Source organism: Psychrobacter sp. P2G3 (assembly GCF_001593285.1).
Taxonomy (GTDB): Bacteria; Pseudomonadota; Gammaproteobacteria; order Pseudomonadales; family Moraxellaceae; genus Psychrobacter.
Map to the genome: position 1 here is coordinate 2234805 of NZ_CP012529.1, position 19295 is coordinate 2254099.

Genomic DNA, 19295 nt, shown 5'->3' on the forward strand with positions numbered 1-19295 from the left:
TTGGATTAGAAATGGAAGCCTGCACCGATAGCACCGCCAGCATTACCTTGAGTATCGGCTGTACCATTTATTTTCATCACCCAGCGACCGTTATCAGAGACTCTTGAGACACCGATAGCAACTGCGCTTTCGCCGTTATATGAGGCAATACCACCACCTATCATCGACTTACCTGCGATGTAAGCTTGTGGCAATGATGACATCGCCATCGCGGCTGAGATACCAGCATTGGCATTGTCTTCAACCTCACCAATTCTATAGCCTAAATTATTAACGTTTCTGTCAATAGTCACAAGCTCACCATTAATTGCTCTATCGACAGTATCAAGCTGACTCACGTTTACAGCATCAGTAGGATTAACACCAGCGGCGACATTAGTAATTGTATTGCCACCATTATCCAGACCATTGCTATCAAGCGTCGTATTGCCAGCTTTAATACTAGTCACTACTATATTTTCGGCAGTAGCTACTCTAATACCACCATTGTCATTACTCAGGACAATGTTATTTCCGGTGACAAAGTTAGCCGTATTGTTTGCTTGGTTAACAGTCTTGACATTATTACCATCAATCTGAGTAACGACTGTTTGCATGGCACTATCTGCTTTCACTAAGCTATCTTTACTGGCCTGACTGAGATCTACAGCATAGTCAGTAACGTTAGCGGCATTTTTATTACCAGCTGTTACGGTCACTGCACTAGAACCAGAAACGCTGGCACCATTCGCATTAACGGTATAGATATCTTGTCCATTTTCACCTGTTGTTTTAACCACATTAGTGATGTTAGTACCAGCAGCAACTTCAGTTCTAGAGCCAGCAGCAGCTGCTTGTATATCACCGATGTTAGCGGCATTGGTAGCGATATCGCCACCACTTGCAACGTTAGTAATTACAGTACCGCCTGCATTAATACCACCTGCAGTAATACTAGGTCCAGTAGCGCCATTGCTATTAGTAAAGCTTACGCCTGTTTGATTAACAACAGTGCTGTTACCAGCGTTATCACTAGCCGTAAAGCCGTTTGCACCGTAGCTAGTTGAATCACCAGCAGCATTGGTTACTGTAGTGCCACTTGCGGTCACAGTCGCTGTATTACCTGTACCATCATCAATACCCAGACCTTCATTGTTTAGAGTGCTATTACCAGCGGTAACACTAGTAACATCGAGTTCATCTGCAGTGGCCACTTGATAATTAGTTGAGCCATCTTCATTAGCGGTTGAAGTTACAACAATGTTTTTGCCTTGCGTAACTGTGCTCTTGGCAGCGGCACTGTTTCTGACTTCATTCAATTGATCAAAGTTAACTGCATCTGTGCCATCTGTAGCTCTAGCTACATTGGTAATTTTGTTACCACCATTATCTAGGCCATTATTGCTCAGTCTAATCGTTTGGTTAGAACCGCCAGTCAGAGTAACACCGTTATTATTAACAAGGGTGTTGCCAGTAGTCACACTGTTTAAACCTAAGTCTCTGTTCAATTGAAGTTGCACACCATTGGCTGTGGTCACTGGCGTTATATTTCCATCACCAGTAACGGCAATAGTGGCACCTAATTTAAAATTATTAGCTGTAACGCCATTTCCGAAGTTAATACCCTGATTGATGCTAGTGGTATTATTGGTAATGTTAGTCGTATTATTAGTAATATTATTTCTATTATCAGTAATATCTGTGTTCAACGTATCTGCAACAGAGAACAGCTGGCTACCGTTGATAGCATCTGTACTAGCCGCCGTTACATTGCCTGCCGCAACGTTTTTCACTTGACGCTCTTGACCCGCAGCGCCAACAGATACTTGATCACCTGCTGCGATATTAGTTGCTCCAGCAAAGTTGCCAAAAGTGACATCGCCTACAGTTGCGCTTGTAACAATGATCGCATCAACTAGGGTATTCGAATTGGTGCCAATCGCTACTGAACCGTCAGTAACGGCTTGAGCACCGCTACCAAGAGCAATAGTATCTCTACCAGATGCTTTGGTTTGCTCTACGGTTTGATAATTAGCGCCTGCTTGACCGTAACTTGGGGAAGCATTTTCAATGTCTGAAGCGCCAATTGCAATAGCTCGATAACCTGTAGCGGTTGCAGAATGACCGACTGCCAAAGAGCCTGTTCCTGTCGCTGCAGCGACGTTACCCATCGCTTGTGAGTAGTCTCCTCTAGCAACTGATTGACGGCCTATAGCTAATGCAGTATTGCCTTCAGATAATGAGCCAACGCCTATAGCTACACCAGCGCCACTAGTCGTTTTTGCATATTCACCTATTGCTACGCTAAATACATGCTCTGTACTTGCACCTGTTCCAATCGCGACGGAGCCTCCGTTCTTCATCCCAGGCGTAAAATCATTATTAGTATAGTAAGGGTTGCCACGATCAGCGATTTGATATCCCTTGTTGCTGGTAGAAGATTCGCAGCCAATAGCGATATTTTCTTTATTAGTGCCTGAATTTGCTTGGCTATCATTGGTACATTCAGAAACAGCTGTACCACTTCCTGTACCACCGCTCACGCCGACCGCAGCAATAGCCTGTGAGGATATACCAATTGCCAAACCTGTCATACCTACGGCAATTAGTCCCGAACGTAACGCACTAAGGCGCAAGCTATGAGCCTCTCCTTTCAACATACTGGTAGATACATTTGCAGAGCTAGAGCTTGCACTAGACTTCGATGATTTGCTATGTCCTTTAGCATATTCAGCTACTGCTGTAAAACACTGTAAAGCGTCATTCCAGATGACTTTATAGTTGTGATTCATGATATGTACTCCCGAATAGACCTATCAAATATAAAGAATTAGACCAAAATCTACGTTACAGAGAGCTTAAATAACAAAATAAAACGGGTCTTAAGCTTATGTGGAAGTAACATTTTGCTGGAAATGTAACTAGCAATTAAGTTTTAAGAAGCGAAAACGTTTTGTATTGTAAACCTACTGTTTCCATATATATATTCATGTTTGCGGATATATATATTCATATTAACGGATATATGCATAGAGAAACAACACCGTTAGTGATTTATTTACAACCGTTCGTCAATATCTTTACATATTAACAACAAAGTCAACTGTTAATATCTTAAAAAACTTATGACTAAATTCTCGTTTTAGTACAAAATTATTAGTCATTATCGACCATATTCAATATCAACAAAGACAAAAAGACCCCAAGCATTTAATAGCCTTGAGGTCTTTTTGTCTCTGCACTCACCTTGGTGAAATACACAAATATATGATTATAATTAAAGATTTAAACCAGCGTATTGGTTGGGAGTCTTAAAATTGTCACAGAAGACAATAGAATTAATTATTAATTGGAGAGTTTTTTCTGTAATGTGCAAGCTTGCCTGTCATATATCAATCAATGAACTGTATAACACTCTTACTGCTTACCAGCTAAATAGCAAAAAATGTCCGTTCGTCGGGATTTTGAAGTCATTTATTATCAGGGACAGATAAGAATTTGATTGGATTTGTGTTAATAATTTGAGAAAAGTTGCTGAATTTGGTTATGTAGGTCCATAGATGAAGGCAGTATTTTTGGTTAGTCTTCCATTACTCAGCCCTCTTAATTATCACTTTATGACCTTCCATCTTATTTTAGTGCTAAATAGAATAAAGCCTATGAACACTACTGTCTGTCAACTACTTATCAACCTTACAATCATGCTCCCCACACATAATAAATATTTAAATATCAGATCTTTGAAGATTCGTATTCATTTGTGCTTTTGATATCTGAGGATAAACTTTTTAAGCATAGGGAGTAGTGAGGTAATCGTATAGGATACAAGTGAGTCTTTAACAATTACATAGATTCATTTATCGTATTCGCATTGTTTAATATCAAATATAGATATATTGTTAGGAAGCTGAAAACCCTATCTTATCAACCAGTTAATGCATAATTATCACTATCCATATTTTAAAATTGTCAATAGTTATATAGTTACATTTTCTTGACAAATAGCATTGCCTTACTCAATTTAATTGTTTCTAGCAACATTTGTTGTTAAGCTGCTCTAAATTTATAATTACTTTAAATTAAATATGATACTGTTAGATACAAAAAACCACTACTATTATTTCATAGCAGTGGTTTTTATAATTTATTCAAAGTAAAAATTTATGGACAGCTAGCGAGCTAAATAGGCTGTCATATCTTCCACTCCATGTAGTGTCATAGGGTACATGTGATTATTGAATAACTTTTTGATTTCCCTAATAGTCTGGGTATATTGCCAATAAGCTGGGGTTTCAGGATTCAACCATGCGACCTTGTCAAAATGGTCAAGTACCCTTTTCAACCACACTACGCCAGCTTCATTATTCATGTATTCAACGCTGCCACCCACTGAAAATAGCTCATATGGTGACATTGAGGCATCACCAACGAATATCACTCGGTACTCGCGGCCATATTTATTCAGTAGCTCAAAGGTTGGCATAGGCGCACTATGACGACGATTGTTATCCTTCCAGACATAATCATACAAACAGTTATGAAAGTAAAAGAAATCTAAGGTTTTAAATTCGTTTTTTGCCGCTGAGAACAACTTTTCTAATGCTTCAACATGGATATCCATACTGCCGCCCACATCAAATAGCATCAGTACTTTGACACGATTGCGACGCTCAGCCTGCATATGAATATCGAGTACACCTTTCTTAGCAGTACGTCTGATGGTTTCATTAATATCTAGCTCGTCAGCGCTACCTGTGCGTGCAAATTGGCGCAAATTACGCAGTGCCATCTGAATTTGCCGCGTGCCAAGTAAACTATCATCGTCAAGGTTACGGTATTTACGCTGCTCCCAAACCTTTGCTGCACTGCGTTTACGTGACTCTCCGCCGACACGTACGCCTTCTGGATGATCACCATAAGCGCCAAACGGTGAGGTGCCACCGGTGCCGACCCATTTACTACCACCTTGATGCCGCTCTTTTTGCTCTTTGAGACGCTCTTCTAAAGCCTTCATCAACTCTTCAAGCGAACCGTACTTTTTGAGCAATCGCCGCTGTTCTTCTGTTAGATTTTTTGGATCTAACTTTAAGTCCAGCCACTCTTTGGGAACGTCCGTCAGCTTCGCCATCAATTCATCAATGTCTAAGCTATCGACTCCTTCAAAATAATCTGCCATTGCTCGATCGAACTTATCAAAATGACGTTCGTCCTTGACCATACACAGACGAATAAGGCGATACATATCTTCACGACTGGCAAAATCGCGCAGTGCTGGGTCATCTGGATATTCAGGATGCGGCTGCATCATCAACCCATGCTCAAGCGCAGCATTTAAATCAAGCAGCTCGCGTGTACTAACAGGGACACCATAAGTACGTAAGGTATAAAATAGTTTGATAAACATAATGTTTAACCTCAGCGGCGCATCATATTGGCAAAACGCTGTAATAAGTTCACATCAGCTTCATTTTTAAGCAATGCGCCATATAAAGGTGGGATAGATTTTTCACCACGCAAGTTTTCTTCTAGCTCTTCTTGTGCCATGTCATCAGCCAGCAATAAGGTTAACCAATCGACCAACTCTGAGGTTGATGGTGGCTTTTTAAGCCCTTGAATGTTGCGCAGCTTATAGAAAATATCGAGTGCATCATTGACCAGTTTTTCTTGAATATTAGGAAAATGGACATCAATAATTTGACGCATGGTTTGCTCTTCTGGAAAGTCGATATAATGGAAAAAACAGCGACGCAAAAATGCATCCGGTAGCTCTTTTTCATTGTTTGAGGTGATAATGACGACAGGACGCTGCTCAGCAGTAATAGTCTCGCCAGTCTCATAGACATAAAAAGACATTTTATCAAGCTCATGCAATAGGTCATTTGGAAACTCAATATCCGCTTTATCTACTTCATCAATCAGCAGCACGCTACGCTCTTTACTGGTAAAGGCTTCCCAAAGTTTGCCAGGCTTAATGTAGTTGCCAATTTCATACACCTTATCATCACCTAATTGTGAATCACGTAGGCGTGATACTGCGTCGTACTCGTACAGCCCTTGCTCAGCCTTGGTCGTTGATTTTATATGCCATGTAATAAGCGGCATACCTAAACTGCTGGCAACTTCTTCTGCAAGTAAGGTCTTGCCTGTGCCCGGCTCACCTTTGATTAGCAGTGGCTTTTGTAACATCATAGCCGCATTGACTGCCAGTTGCAGATCATCGGTGGCAATATAACTCTCAGTACCTGTAAAGCTTGGTTTTGCAATCTTATTTTCAGTGCTCATGGTCAAATCTCAATCGTTGTAATTAATATGAATATGCATAAAAAATTAATGGTTTAGATTAGCACAGCCTTTCTTAATGCCCAAATACTCATGCGTTCGCAGTAGCTAAAGAATCTTAAGTATTTTGCTAATCTAAAGTTAACGTATTGCCATAAAAAAAGACACGCAAAGGTGTCTTTTATTTTACTTCCTACAGTTTACAAAAAACTTGCTAGCTAATGTAAGTTGTTAACTATAGCTTCTTATCTGAATCAACCGAACCATCATTAACTTGTGTACTAGGCTTTATCGTACTTAACGTCTTATCTATATCATCGTTAGAGCTTTGCTTTTTCAAATTAATCTCTTGTTTGGCATTCATGGAATCATTAATTGAAGGCTGAGTAGTTACTGGAATGTTTACTAGTAATGACTCACTATTCTTCTCTTCTATATAATTACCCGTTGCCAGTTGCATATTTGCCTGCGCATCTTCAGTACTACGGCGACGCGCTTTGTCCAAACTTGAATCAAAAGCGCCACGAATAAGCTGCCAGACAAAACCAACGAATAACCCAACAACCAATACCACTAGAATTGGTAACGCATTGGTAATAGCAGTGGCAGTATCCTTCATCATAATCGCATAAACGACACTGATGCTTGCGGGCGCTATGACACTAGGATCATTAAGTGCAGTACCTGGCGCCAAGAGAACAGCAAACAATACCATCCAGCTCATGCCACCTAATGGACGCGGTAAAATGCGTGCGACCAAAATCCAAAGTAGTAATACCACGATGGAGCCACCGAGATAAGCGTACATTGGCAGGTCGGCGGGTGGTACGTTTTTGACCATCTGACTCCACCAAATGACAATCTCACCAAGAATGTCACTAAGCTTTTCCAGAGGTAAGCTTTCTAAGATACTTTTTAACCAGTCCATGCGTGTTTAGATACCTACGTTTGTAATTAGCAATAGAGTCATTGAGTAGTCACTAAATTAATTAGCAACTCAGCCCTAACGTGCAAGCTTGATAGGTGACTAGTTTATCACGACTTTATAGCAAAAAGCATATTAGCCTCTTGTGCAAAGACTTTTTTACGTGGGATTTTGGTAGCTTATTTAGTGGTTTTAGACTATCAGCTACCATCACCTTACTTGTGTTTCACTGGCAGAATTATAAGTGCCTAGTCATAACCTAGTCGTAAATATTATCCTGAGACTCGCGAGCGCGCAGTTCTGCTTGACGGCGCATCACATCTTGCGGTGGCACTTGGACAAAATACCCTTGTGATTTTAGCTTCGCCAATACTTCTTCCTTGTCGACGCGGGCAAGCTTTGGCGTCGTTTCCAAATCCAGATGTATAACGAATTTACTCATACCTAAACTGGCGCGAAAGTCTTTTGGTAATACACCCAACCAATCCTTGATTTCATCAGTATCATCAGGATAATCGGGACGCGCGATATAGACATACATATCGTCATGTTTGGGAAATTTATAAATATCACAATGCATAGAACACCTATTTAACACTAAAGATTAAAGCAAATTGCAAATTAAAGCAGTCATGCAAAATGCTTATGGATAATAGGATTATAGCCTATCATGGTTCACTTTATTATCAATACTCGCTTTCAGTGGTAGCTTTTTCATAAAGCAGCCATATCTTTCCCTACTACTTATATTTTGTATTAGCATTTATTATTAGTAATGACTGAACTATCAATGAGACTTGGAGCATGATTTAGGGCATATTTGACGGTCAAAACCAGCAAAAAAACGACTTTTTATGAAATTATTGGCATTAATCCAATTGATGACTTGTAAAACAGCTATGAACCTTTCATAATAAAAGCGTTTTTCAGGAGAGAGTTTTTGGCAGAAATGAGCGCTCATTGTGCGCTATTCATACTGTCATACGACCACCGAAGGCGCATCTACCCTGCCAATCGCTCAGGTAAAAGGACTGAAAAACGCATGCCCCCACTGTTTATTTGCATTTTTTATTTTAATTTTGCAATCATAAACAAGCGGCATAACAAATCTGGAGAGTGGTAAGGACGGACGACGCCTTACCCACCGAAGGGGAGAAAATACGACACTACACGCTCTGAGCTCATATTGAGTGCATAGCCTCTGATAAACAGCTGTCGTATTGAAAATCTCAGGTCACAGGACAGATAGGGCTTTTGCTTAAACGGACGTTACGCGTCTGTTTGGCTCACTGCTTTATGTTTTGTGTTACCCTTTGCGGCAATGTTTGCACCCTGCAATATTGCTTCTCGCTACTGTTACGACGCTCATCAACCTCGTACTTTTTTACAAAGTACTGATGACGTACACACAAGGATTTGTTATGACCGATACTAGTTCTCAAGACAATAATAGCCAAGCTCCTCAACGTACACCTCTATATCAGTCTCACGTCGATAGTGATGGCAAAATGGTGGATTTTTCTGGCTGGGAGCTGCCAATTCATTACGGCTCACAAATCGAAGAGCATGAGGCCGTACGTACTGATGCTGGGATGTTTGACGTCTCACATATGGTAGTGGCTGACGTCAAAGGCGCTGAAACCAAGGCATGGCTACAAAAACTACTAGCAAACGATGTCAATAAACTAAAAACCGTTGGTAAAGCCTTATACTCGCCTATGCTTAATGAGCAAGGCGGCATCATTGACGATCTTATTGTTTACTTGATGAATGCGGATGAAACCGAATATCGTATCGTGTCAAATGCTGGTACCCGTGATAAGGACATCGCTCACTTTGATAAAGTTGCTGAAGCTTTTGAGGTTGCTATTACCGAACGTCCAGATCTTGCTATGCTTGCCGTTCAAGGGCCAAATGCAGTAGCAAAACTGGCACAAGCTAAACCAAGCTGGGCTGATATTCTTGACGAGCTTAAGCCCTTTGTTGGTGCTGACCTTACTGATATAGAAGGTAAAGATTGGTTTGTCGCTCGTACTGGCTACACTGGCGAAGATGGCGTCGAAGTCATTATGCATGCTGATGATGCGCCCGCATTCTTTGAACAGTTAAAAGCTAATGGCATTAAACCTGCTGGCCTTGGTGCGCGTGACACCCTACGTATGGAAGCTGGCATGAACCTCTATGGTCATGATATGGACGAAAATATCAGTCCTTATGAGTGCAACATGGGTTGGACACTGGCACTAAAAGACGAGCGCGATTTTGTTGGCCGTGAAGCCATGGTTAGCAAACGTCAGCAAGCAAAAGATGACAGCACTGCGATGAAGCAAGTTGGTCTACTACTGACTACCCGTGGCGTTTTACGTGAAGGCATGGAAGTGACTATCAATCAGGGCACAGATAATGAGCAAAACGGCATCATTACCAGTGGTACGTTCTCCCCTAGCCTCAAAAACTCTATCGCTATCGCACGCGTTCCAGCCAGCTTATCAGATGACGATAAAGTACAAATCGACTTACGCGGTAAAGGTAAGTTCGTAGATGCTCGTGTCCTTAAGTTACCATTTGTACGCAATGGCAAGCAGCAGTTTGACTGATTTTAATGTTGACTAAGCTTAACGAATACTGTTTGATTGTGGTTTAATCGAAACTTTCAACGACCACAATGATAACTTCGATTAACCACAGCCTATTATTGGCTTTTATGATTTCTTAATATGTTTTATTATCCAGCCTCTATCACTTAGGAGAGACACCATGAGCAATGTTCCAGCAGAATTAAAATACATCGCCAGCCATGAATGGTTACGCTTAGAAGAAGACGGTACTATCACCGTTGGTATCACTGACCATGCCCAAGACTTGCTTGGTGACGTGGTGTTCGTTGAGTTACCAGAAGTTGGTGACACTATCGTCGTTGATGATGAAATCTCAGTGGTAGAATCAGTAAAAGCGGCATCTGACGTTTATGCTCCTATCTCAGGTGAAGTCGTTGCAGTCAACGAAAGCCTTGAAGACGATCCTGAAATCATCAACTCAGACCCATACGGTGAAGGTTGGTTCTTTAGAATGAAGCCTGACAACATGGATGACTACGAAGCCCTACTAACAGCTGAAGAGTACCAAAACGAGCTGTAAGCTTCTAAAGTATTGAAGCTAGTAAATAATACTAGCTGTCCAAAAACTGCAGATATTAGCGTCAGCTGGTATCTGCTTATATTTAGTAATATACAGACAACCTAATTCAACGAATAAACTGACCGTTGTATGACTTTATTCGTACCAAGCTACGATTACCTATTTTTATTGTTCTTTATATTAACGCTACGTTTTGGAGCCTCATATGAGTCAAGCAGATTCTAACGCCAATCATACCGATGCAGCCGATACGCATAGTACTAATGTGGACAGAAATAAAACAGCTAATCTAGCAACACCTAGCTATACGCCGCAACTGCAAGCCTTTCGCGAAGTAGTAGAATCGCGTCGTTCAGTACGTCGCTTTACGGATACCCCTATTCCTGACGATGTGCTCGCAGAATGTCTACGACTGGCCATGTTAGCGCCAAACTCTAGCAACTTGCAGCCGTGGGAGTTTTATGTAATTGATAGTGCAGATAGCCGCAAACGTGCTGTCAAAAACTGCATGAATCAAAACGCCGCGAAAACATCTGCGCGCTTAATTGCCGTGGTCGCACGTACTAATATTTGGCATGAGCATGCCCAGCAAGTTTTACGTGAATACCCTGATAAGCCTGTACCAAAAAAGGTCAAAGACTACTACACCAAGGTGGTAGCAGTAGACTTTTTACGTGGTCCGGTGAATACAGTATCCGCAGTTAAATGGGGCGCTACCCAAGTATTCAGACAAGTAAAAGGTCCGATTAAATCGCCTTATTATACCTCTGAAGATGTCAAAAACTGGGCAACCAACAATACTGCTCTTGCCGCTGGAAACTTAATGCTAGCACTGCGAGCACACGGTTTCGATAGCTGTCCTATGGGCGGATTTGACGAGCCTGCGATGAAAAAACTGCTTGGACTTAGCGATGATCATCATGTTGTCATGATGATTGGTGCAGGTGAGCGCTCTGACAAAGGTATTTATAACTCGCAGTTCCGCTTTGACCAAGACCAGTTTGTCCACTATGTTTAACTGATTGCCTGATTTGGCCGATAGCTTTTCCTTCATTTAGTGATTATTCGATTAAAGTTATCGTCTCAATTTTGCTCTACCCTTTTATCCTAACTTATTACTTTTTTATCCAGTCTATTAAGGATTGTCATGACTAATTCTCAAAAACCTACCTTTGATACTTTTAAAGGTTTATTTAATGAAACTGAATTCGTTTATCGTCACCTAGGTTCTAACGATACCAAGCAAGCCGATATGCTGAGTGCGATTGGCTATAACGACATGGCAAGCTTTATTAATGATACGGTCCCTGAGCCGGTACGCATACATAAAGAATTAGACTTGCCGCTTGCGATGAGTGAGCATGCAGCCCTTGCCAAACTACGTGCCATGGCTGATAACATTACGGTCAACAAGAGCTATATCGGTCAAGGTTACTCGCCTGTGCGTATGCCAGCCGTTATTCAACGTAATGTGCTAGAAAATCCAGGTTGGTATACTGCTTACACGCCTTATCAAGCTGAAATCGCTCAAGGTCGTCTAGAAGCATTGCTTAACTTCCAACAAGTTTGTATTGATCTGACTGGACTTGAGCTTGCTGGTGCTTCATTACTTGACGAAGCGACTGCCGCTGCAGAAGCGATGGCAATGTCAAAACGCATGAGCAAAAGCAAATCAAACCAATTCTTCGTTGATGACCGTATCTACCCACAAACGCTAGACGTTATCCATACCCGTGCTAAGTACTTTGGTTGGGAAGTTATCGTTGGTGATTTTGAACTGGCAAAATCTGGTGATTACTTCGGTGCACTATTTCAGTATGTTGGTAAAGAAGGCGATGTTAAAGATTTAACGGACATTATTAGCGCCGTTAAGAAAAACAAAACTTACACATCAGTCGTCAGCGATATCATGAGCTTGGTGCTATTAAAGTCACCTGCTGATATGGGTGCAGACCTTGCATTAGGTAGCACGCAGCGCTTTGGTATTCCTATGGGCTTTGGCGGTCCACACGCTGCCTATTTTGCTTTCTCTGATAAAGCAAAACGTTCAGCACCTGGTCGTATCATTGGGGTCTCAAAAGACTCGCAAGGCAACACTGCCCTACGTATGGCGCTACAAACTCGTGAGCAGCATATTCGCCGCGAAAAAGCCAACTCAAATATCTGTACCTCACAAGTATTGCTTGCCAACCTTGCTGGCATGTATGCCGTCTATCATGGCCCAAGCGGTGTAAAGCGTATTGCTACTCGTATTCATGCGTTCGCAACTGCCTTCGCTGATGTTATTAGCAATGCAGGTAGCGACAACCAATTAAATGTCGTCCATAAGCAATTCTTTGACATGGTTGTGGTTGATTGCGGTTCAGAAAAGATGGCAACTCAAATCTTTGAAAATGCAGACAATGTTGGCTATAACCTGTGGCGTCTGAGCGATAGTAAACTGGGTGTATCGTTTAGTGAAATTAGTGATGAAAAAGACTTTAATGTCTTAACTCAGCTTTTCGTTAGCAAGTCGCATAACTTACCTGAAGCGGCCAGTGTATCTTTAGATGCGGCGCACTTACGTACAGATGATATATTAACGCATCCAGTATTTAACTCGCATCATACCGAACATGAAATGCTACGTTATTTAAAGTCGCTTGAAGATAAAGATTTGGCGATGAACCGCAGTATGATTCCACTCGGTAGCTGTACAATGAAGCTAAACGCTACTAGTGAGATGCTACCTATCACATGGCCTGAGTTTGCAAACGTGCATCCTTTTGCACCGCGTGACCAAGTAAGCGGCTATATCGATATGATCGATAGCTTACAAGAGCAGCTAAAAGCTATTACTGGTTTCGATGATGTTTCTATGCAGCCAAACTCTGGCGCATCAGGTGAATATGCAGGTCTTCTTGCTATCCGTCGCTATCATGAGTCACTAGGTGAAACTGACCGCGATGTTTGCCTCATTCCTCAATCAGCGCACGGTACTAACCCTGCTACAGCAATGATGATGGGCATGAAAGTCGTTGTGGTCAGAACTGATGATAACGGTAACGTAGATATCGACGATTTAACGGCTAAGTGTGAAGAGCACAGCAAAAATCTTGGCGCTTTGATGATTACCTACCCATCAACGCATGGCGTGTTTGAAGAAGGCATCCGTAAGATTTGTGACCTTATTCATAAGCATGGTGGTCAAGTCTACATGGATGGCGCTAACATGAACGCTCAGGTTGGTATCATGCAGCCTGCTGACGTTGGTGCAGATGTACTACATATGAACTTGCACAAGACATTCTGTATTCCACATGGCGGTGGCGGTCCTGGTATGGGTCCTATCGGGATGCAAGCGCATTTGGCACCATTTATGGCCAACCATACCATCAGTCCAGTCCATAACGCTCAAAAGGACTGTTCAGCAGTATCAGCAGCACCGTATGGTTCAGCGAGCATTTTACCAATCTCGTGGATGTATATCGCGATGATGGGCCGTGATGGCTTGCTTGAAGCAACCAATCTGGCGTTATTAAATGCCAACTATGTTGCCTCTCAGCTTAAAGACCACTACCCTGTTTTATATACTGGTAAAAATGGTCAAGTCGCGCACGAATGTATCATTGATATTCGTCCACTAAAAGAAGAAACTGGCATCAGTGAGAGTGATATCGCTAAACGCTTAATGGATTATGGCTTCCATGCACCAACGATGAGCTTCCCAGTATCGGGTACGTTGATGATTGAACCAACAGAGTCTGAATCTAAAGAAGAGCTAGATCGCTTTATTAGTGCCTTAAAATCTATCAAAGCTGAAGCAATGAAAGCTAAAGCAGGCGAAGATAATTGGACACTAGAAGACAACCCATTGGTCAATGCACCGCATACAGCTTCTATGATTACTGATAGCGAATGGACGCATCCATACAGCCGTGATACTGCTGCGTTCCCGCTACCTTATGTCCGTGCTCACAAGTTCTGGCCAAGTGTGGCACGCGTTGATGATGCTTATGGTGATAAGAACCTGATGTGTTCTTGCCCAAGTATCGAAAACTACATGTAGTATTCGATAACAAAAAGCCATCTTAATACATTGTTTTATATAAAAATAAACCTCCAAGTCAGTAGCTGATTTGGAGGTTTTTATTTTGTTTACTATTTATGTATATAATATTTATAGTCAGTTCAATATAAAACAAGTACGTTCAAAATAGCGTTATGCTGGTATAAATTTTAAACTAAATCGACTATAACATCATCGCTAAACAATCCTGTTATTTAGCGATATAATAAAAGCTGAATGTGATAAAAATTAGCTTAACTCATTGTAATAAAACCACTTTTTTGGACAATATCATGCAACATAAAAATCGGGTCATTCTTATTCATGGCTTACATCAAACCGCATGGATTATGCGGCCATTGGCTAAACGCTTACAAGCAGCAGGTTTTGATACTCATCAATACAGCTACCGTAGTATGCGTGATGGCATCACAACCAATAGTCAGCGTCTCAATACATGGCTTGAGCATAACCATCATCCCGACCTGCCGATAGATTTGGTCGGGCATAGTTTAGGTGGCTTGATTATTCGCGATTTTGTTTATCATTACCCAAAGTGGCAGATTGGACGCTGCGTGACCCTCGGGACACCGCATGTTGGTAGCGTTTGTGCCGATTACATTTGGCGATTGACCCCTGTTGTCGTAGGTCGCTCATATGTTGATGCATTGGATGGGACGGTTGCGCCATTGCCGGAACATGTTACTTTGGGCGTGATTGCGGGCAATAAGCCCTATGGCTTGGGGCAGCTATTTTTGCAATATCATAATCGCAAGCTGCGTAAAGCAGGCCGATCGCAACTTGAGCAGGAGCTTGTGCATGATGGAACGGTATATGTAAAGGAGACTAAAATTGATGCTGCTACTGACCATATTGTCATGCCCGTCTCACATACAGGCATGTTAGTTAATGAGTCAGTGGCGGCGCAAACAGAATATTTTCTACAGTATGGAAGATTTAAACATTGATACCCATACCTTGCTGCAATTCTGTTTTATGCTTTTTAATGACAGGAATTAAAGTTTGCATTACCCAATCATTGCGCCAGCCCTTTAAGCCTTGCGGTAGTTCTGCTAAATCTTTATCAAAGGCAATCACTTCGTAAAGCTGCCCCAGCCATTTTTTGCGCATAAGCACGTTAGCTGGCACGCCAATTTTTTCTGCTTGTGCATCTACCGCTTGTTGAACCGCTTTTGACAATACTTTGTTTTTAGAGCGATATGGGGGTAGCAGACATTCTGGATGCTCAGCAGGTGCTAGATTTTTTGCTTCTTTAATCACCTTTAGCAACTCTTCACCATAAAGACGCAACATACTACGGTGAATTGTTGTCTTATGGGCAAGCTCACGCATACTGGTTGGCTTTTCAGTGATAATCTCACGCACTGCTTGTTTTTTAATCACAAAAGTACGCGGCTGATTGGTCGAACGTGCCAGCGCTTCACGCCAAGTAGCAACCGCTTGCAATATCGCCATTTGTTGCGAATTATAGCGATAATCTGCCATCGTTAAGTACATGGCCTCATCTTCTACATGCTGCGTTTGGTATAGCTCATAAGCATACAACTGGCAATCTGCCCATACATATTCAAACAGACCTTGTCTTTTTAACTCATATTCAAGGCTCAAATATAGCGCTGGTAAAAAACGTACATCATCGATTGCATATTGCTCTTGCTCATCTGATAATGGGCGTTGCAACCAATCAGATTGACTTTGTTCTTTATCAATATGCATATCCAACTGATCATCAAGTGCTTGCTGATAGCCCATTTGTAGCTGCCCAGTTAAATAAGATAAGGCAATCTGCGTATCAAAAATATTGGTCAATGGCGGACAACCAGATAGTAGATAAAAAATACCTAAATCTTCTCCGCAAGCATGCCAAATTGCAACATCAACTTCACTTAGCGCTTGCCAAAGTTCAGCTAATTGTAACTGCGGCGCATCTAACAAATAAATATGATCGCCCGTATTTAGCTGCACGAGTGCCAAACGCGGATAATAAGTATCACGCTTGATAAACTCAGTATCTAAAGCTACTCGTCCGCAAACCTTTAAGGCTTTGATGACTTCGTCTAATTGCTCTTGCTTACGCACCCAAGTGACAGACGCTTCATCCGCTATGTCTAGCAGCGCATCAATATCTGGCTCGGCAGGCACTGCTGCTGAATTAGCAACTGCGTGCATCTGGCTATTATTAACGCCTTCAGTTGGGTTAGGGTGCGAAATACTATCTTGAGAAGAATGGGTTTGAGAAGTTAAATCAAAAGAGCTAAGGTCAGACACGGGCAGATACCTGCATAAATAAAAGAAAGCACTAACAATAGCGCTTAGAAATAGTAGAAGTAAACGATTATATCAAATCAGAATGCTTAGTTCGGAATGGATAGTTCAAAACACTTGATTCAAAATGCTCAGTATAACAACACCAAGTATAAAATGATAAATAAGCGTTTAGAAATTTAAACGCTGAGAGCTGTTATTTACAAAATCAAAAGATACATGGCTTGTTTTTATTATAAAAAGGAGCGGTTTTGCATAGCTTGCCCAAGAGTCATACTATCAAGATATTCAAGTTCACCGCCCATGGGTACGCCTTGTGCTAAACGCGTGACTTTATTGACGTGACGGCTCACGGCTTCACTGATAAAGTGCGCAGTCGTCTGACCTTCAACGGTGGTACCCGTTGCCAGTATGAGCTCCTCGACTGGTTCTTGCTTGACGCGCCACACCAATTGGTCAATATTTAAATCATCAGCGCTGATACCATCAATCGGTGACAGATGCCCACCTAAGACAAAATAGCGTCCACGGTAGCCTGCAGTCTGCTCAATTGCCATAACGTCAGCAGCGGTCTCGACCACACACAGTATCCCATCATCGCGTCTTGGATCTTGGCACAGCGGGCAAACTGCATCATCACTAAAGCTATGACAACGCTGACATTCAACGATATCACGCATTGCCTCATCAAGTGCTTGAGCAAGTGCCATACCTTGTGGACGTTTCTTAGTGAGCAGATGTAACGCCATGCGCTGAGCGCTCTTTTGACCGACACCCGGTAAAATACGCAGCTGTTTAACCAGCTGATCAAATTTGGCTGTAAGCAAAGTTGCTTCCTTTATCTATAAACCGTAGCTATAAAAATGGGGTCGCATCCTATAGATAACAACCCCATTATTGTCTTCAATATGCAGTATTTACCGCAAATTAAGGCTTAGAATAAACCTTGCATACCTGGTGGTAGACCCATGCCTGAAGTCGCGCCAGCCATCGTTTCTTCATAGAGCTCATCCGCTTGACGAACCGCATCATTGATAGCAGCAGCGATTAAGTCTTCAATCATATCAGGCTCATCTTCAAGCAAGCTTGGATCAATACTTAAGCGCTTGACCACATGACGACCAGTCATAGTGACTTTTACTAGACCACTACCCGCTTCTGCATGGACTTCTTTATTAGCTAAATCCTTTTTTGCCGTCTCAACATTGGCTTCAACTTTCTTTTGCATCGTTTGTGCTTGTTGCATAAGTGCTTGAATGTTCATAATTGCCTCTTTCTTTTATAGTAATGAATGATAAATGATGAATAGCTGTTAATCATAAAATTGATACGATAACGTTGATTATACCGTCATCTTTATAAACTGTCTAAACCACGTGCCAAATCTTTGATAATATCTTCTACGTCTTCTAAACCTACCGACAAACGGATAAGACCATCTTTGACACCAGCCTCAGCGCGCGCCTCAGGTGTCAGTCGAAAATGTGTCGTGGTAGCGGGATGCGTAATGGTGGTCTTGGCATCCCCTAAGTTGTTGGTGATAGAGACCATTTGAGTCGAGTCGATGACATGCCAAGCAGCAGCCTTGGGATCACGGCTATTCGCATTAGCAAATGCTTCAACTTCAAAACCCATAATGGCGCCATAGCCTTCATTCATATGATGCTGACGCTTGGTAAGCTCATGAGAGGGGTGATCAGAGAGTCCTGAAAAATGCACTTTACTCACATTAGGATGACTGACCAAAAACTCCGCTACTTGATTAGCATTGGCACAGTGGGCTTGCATACGCAATTTAAGTGTTTCAAGTCCTTTGGTAAAGACCCAAGCATTAAACGGACTCATACTGATACCGCCTGAGCGCACAACTGTAAATGCCTCTTGCATCAGCTTATCACTACCGACCAGCGCACCACCCAATACTCGACCCTGCCCATCCAAATATTTAGTCGCAGAATGAATCACCACATCAGCACCCAAATCTAATGGACGTTGCAGCGCTGGCGTAGCGAAACAATTATCAACGACTAGTAACACATCATTGGCTTTACAGAGCTGACTTAAATAACCGATATCACAAATCTGTGCCAAAGGATTGCTCGGACTTTCGCAATAAATCACTTTAGTATTTGGTTGTATGGCATTTGCCCATGCTTCATTGTCAAAACAATCGACATAGCTGACCTCAACGCCAAACTTAGCCATATAATTATTAAATAACCCAATAGATGAGCCAAATAGTTGATTGGCGGCAAGCAGATGATCGCCTGCCTTTAAGTAGGCTAAGCACATGGTCAAAATGGCGCCCATGCCTGAAGCTGTAGCGACAGCGCGCTCGCCATTTTCAAGCGCTGCTAAGCGACGCTCAAAGGTGCGCACGCTTGGATTGGTATGCCGTGAATAGACGTTACCAGTCTTGGTGCCATCAAAATGCGCGGCGGCATCGCTTGCTGAAGTATAGACATAAGAGCTGGTAGTAAATATAGGTTCGGAGTGCTCGCCCTCGTCAGTACGGTGTTGCCCTGCACGAACCGCAATGGTCTGCATACCATAATCGAGGCATAAATCTAAGGCATCATTACGCCAGTTTGGATCTAATTTATTTAGATTACTTTCATCTTGCACTTGCGACTGACTCAT

14 protein-coding genes and 2 riboswitches are annotated in these 19295 nt (G+C 42.1%); of the genes, 5 read left to right on the forward strand and 9 right to left on the reverse strand.

Features of this window, described 5'->3' with window-relative positions; all coding sequences use genetic code 11:
* Positions 1 to 5 precede the first annotated feature (5 nt).
* The 5 genes from AK823_RS09020 to AK823_RS09040 all read right to left on the reverse strand — a co-directional run bounded on the left by AK823_RS09020 (position 6) and on the right by AK823_RS09040 (position 7763).
* Positions 6 to 2771, reverse strand: coding sequence for a YadA-like family protein (locus tag AK823_RS09020; protein ID WP_068328346.1), 2766 nt, complete (start codon positions 2769 to 2771; stop codon positions 6 to 8).
* 1379 nt (positions 2772 to 4150) lie between these two features.
* On the reverse strand, positions 4151 to 5383 hold the full coding sequence (locus tag AK823_RS09025; RefSeq protein WP_068328349.1) for a VWA domain-containing protein: 1233 nt from the start codon (positions 5381 to 5383) through the stop codon (positions 4151 to 4153).
* Positions 5384 to 5394: 11 nt separating this feature from the next.
* Complete coding sequence (locus AK823_RS09030) at positions 5395 to 6261, reverse strand: MoxR family ATPase (protein ID WP_068328355.1); 867 nt, start codon at positions 6259 to 6261, stop codon at positions 5395 to 5397.
* Between the two features lie 232 nt (positions 6262 to 6493).
* Entirely contained in the window at positions 6494 to 7186 is a 693-nt protein-coding gene (locus AK823_RS09035) for a hypothetical protein (RefSeq protein ID WP_228138837.1), read from the reverse strand.
* A gap of 256 nt (positions 7187 to 7442) precedes the next feature.
* Positions 7443 to 7763, reverse strand: coding sequence for a YcgL domain-containing protein (locus AK823_RS09040; protein ID WP_068036543.1), 321 nt, complete (start codon positions 7761 to 7763; stop codon positions 7443 to 7445).
* 337 nt (positions 7764 to 8100) lie between these two features.
* Positions 8101 to 8227: riboswitch (glycine riboswitch) on the forward strand.
* Positions 8228 to 8282: 55 nt separating this feature from the next.
* Positions 8283 to 8438, forward strand: a riboswitch (glycine riboswitch).
* Between the two features lie 166 nt (positions 8439 to 8604).
* Here AK823_RS09040 and gcvT point away from each other — a divergent pair.
* The 5 genes from gcvT (at position 8605) to AK823_RS09065 (ending at position 15337) form a co-directional block, all read left to right on the forward strand.
* The gene (gcvT, locus tag AK823_RS09045) at positions 8605 to 9780 is read left to right on the forward strand and encodes a glycine cleavage system aminomethyltransferase GcvT (RefSeq protein WP_068328359.1); all 1176 of its coding nucleotides are present in this window, start codon (positions 8605 to 8607) and stop codon (positions 9778 to 9780) included.
* A gap of 160 nt (positions 9781 to 9940) precedes the next feature.
* Positions 9941 to 10321: a glycine cleavage system protein GcvH gene (gcvH, locus tag AK823_RS09050; protein ID WP_068036548.1), complete on the forward strand. Its 381-nt coding sequence runs from the start codon at positions 9941 to 9943 to the stop codon at positions 10319 to 10321.
* 205 nt (positions 10322 to 10526) lie between these two features.
* Positions 10527 to 11339 carry a nitroreductase family protein gene (locus tag AK823_RS09055; RefSeq protein WP_082785688.1) on the forward strand — a complete coding sequence of 271 codons (813 nt, stop codon included), beginning with the start codon at positions 10527 to 10529 and terminating at the stop codon, positions 11337 to 11339.
* Positions 11340 to 11468: 129 nt separating this feature from the next.
* The gene (gene gcvP, locus AK823_RS09060) at positions 11469 to 14369 is read left to right on the forward strand and encodes an aminomethyl-transferring glycine dehydrogenase (protein WP_068328361.1); all 2901 of its coding nucleotides are present in this window, start codon (positions 11469 to 11471) and stop codon (positions 14367 to 14369) included.
* Positions 14370 to 14662: 293 nt separating this feature from the next.
* The gene (locus tag AK823_RS09065; RefSeq protein WP_068328368.1) at positions 14663 to 15337 is read left to right on the forward strand and encodes an alpha/beta fold hydrolase; all 675 of its coding nucleotides are present in this window, start codon (positions 14663 to 14665) and stop codon (positions 15335 to 15337) included.
* On the opposite strand, the gene AK823_RS09070 is transcribed toward AK823_RS09065, so the two are convergent.
* From AK823_RS09070 to AK823_RS09085, 4 genes are all read right to left on the reverse strand, one after another.
* Positions 15327 to 16658, reverse strand: a complete 1332-nt coding sequence (locus AK823_RS09070) for an HRDC domain-containing protein (protein WP_068328382.1) — start codon at positions 16656 to 16658, stop codon at positions 15327 to 15329. The genes AK823_RS09065 and AK823_RS09070 overlap by 11 nt on opposite strands.
* Positions 16659 to 16888: 230 nt before the next feature.
* A complete protein-coding gene (gene recR / locus AK823_RS09075; RefSeq protein WP_068036554.1) occupies positions 16889 to 17482 on the reverse strand; it encodes a recombination mediator RecR in 594 nt (197 codons plus the stop codon).
* Positions 17483 to 17589: 107 nt separating this feature from the next.
* A complete protein-coding gene (locus AK823_RS09080; protein ID WP_068036555.1) occupies positions 17590 to 17919 on the reverse strand; it encodes a YbaB/EbfC family nucleoid-associated protein in 330 nt (109 codons plus the stop codon).
* Between the two features lie 92 nt (positions 17920 to 18011).
* Positions 18012 to 19295, reverse strand: a complete 1284-nt coding sequence (locus tag AK823_RS09085; RefSeq protein ID WP_068328389.1) for an O-succinylhomoserine sulfhydrylase — start codon at positions 19293 to 19295, stop codon at positions 18012 to 18014.

Excerpts from the sequence above, each read along its gene's own strand:
- AK823_RS09035 (WP_228138837.1), bottom strand. The coding sequence starts at position 7,186 with ATGGACTGGTTAAAAAGTATCTTAGAAAGCTTACCTCTGGAAAAGCTT.
- AK823_RS09085 (WP_068328389.1), bottom strand. The coding sequence starts at position 19,295 with ATGAGTCAGTCGCAAGTGCAAGATGAAAGTAATCTAAATAAATTAGAT.
- gcvP (WP_068328361.1), top strand. The coding sequence starts at position 11,469 with ATGACTAATTCTCAAAAACCTACCTTTGATACTTTTAAAGGTTTATTT.
- AK823_RS09065 (WP_068328368.1), top strand. The coding sequence starts at position 14,663 with ATGCAACATAAAAATCGGGTCATTCTTATTCATGGCTTACATCAAACC.
- AK823_RS09055 (WP_082785688.1), top strand. The coding sequence starts at position 10,527 with ATGAGTCAAGCAGATTCTAACGCCAATCATACCGATGCAGCCGATACG.
- gcvH (WP_068036548.1), top strand. The coding sequence starts at position 9,941 with ATGAGCAATGTTCCAGCAGAATTAAAATACATCGCCAGCCATGAATGG.
- AK823_RS09030 (WP_068328355.1), bottom strand. The coding sequence starts at position 6,261 with ATGAGCACTGAAAATAAGATTGCAAAACCAAGCTTTACAGGTACTGAG.
- AK823_RS09020 (WP_068328346.1), bottom strand. The coding sequence starts at position 2,771 with ATGAATCACAACTATAAAGTCATCTGGAATGACGCTTTACAGTGTTTT.
- AK823_RS09080 (WP_068036555.1), bottom strand. The coding sequence starts at position 17,919 with ATGAACATTCAAGCACTTATGCAACAAGCACAAACGATGCAAAAGAAA.
- AK823_RS09040 (WP_068036543.1), bottom strand. The coding sequence starts at position 7,763 with ATGCATTGTGATATTTATAAATTTCCCAAACATGACGATATGTATGTC.
- AK823_RS09025 (WP_068328349.1), bottom strand. The coding sequence starts at position 5,383 with ATGTTTATCAAACTATTTTATACCTTACGTACTTATGGTGTCCCTGTT.
- gcvT (WP_068328359.1), top strand. The coding sequence starts at position 8,605 with ATGACCGATACTAGTTCTCAAGACAATAATAGCCAAGCTCCTCAACGT.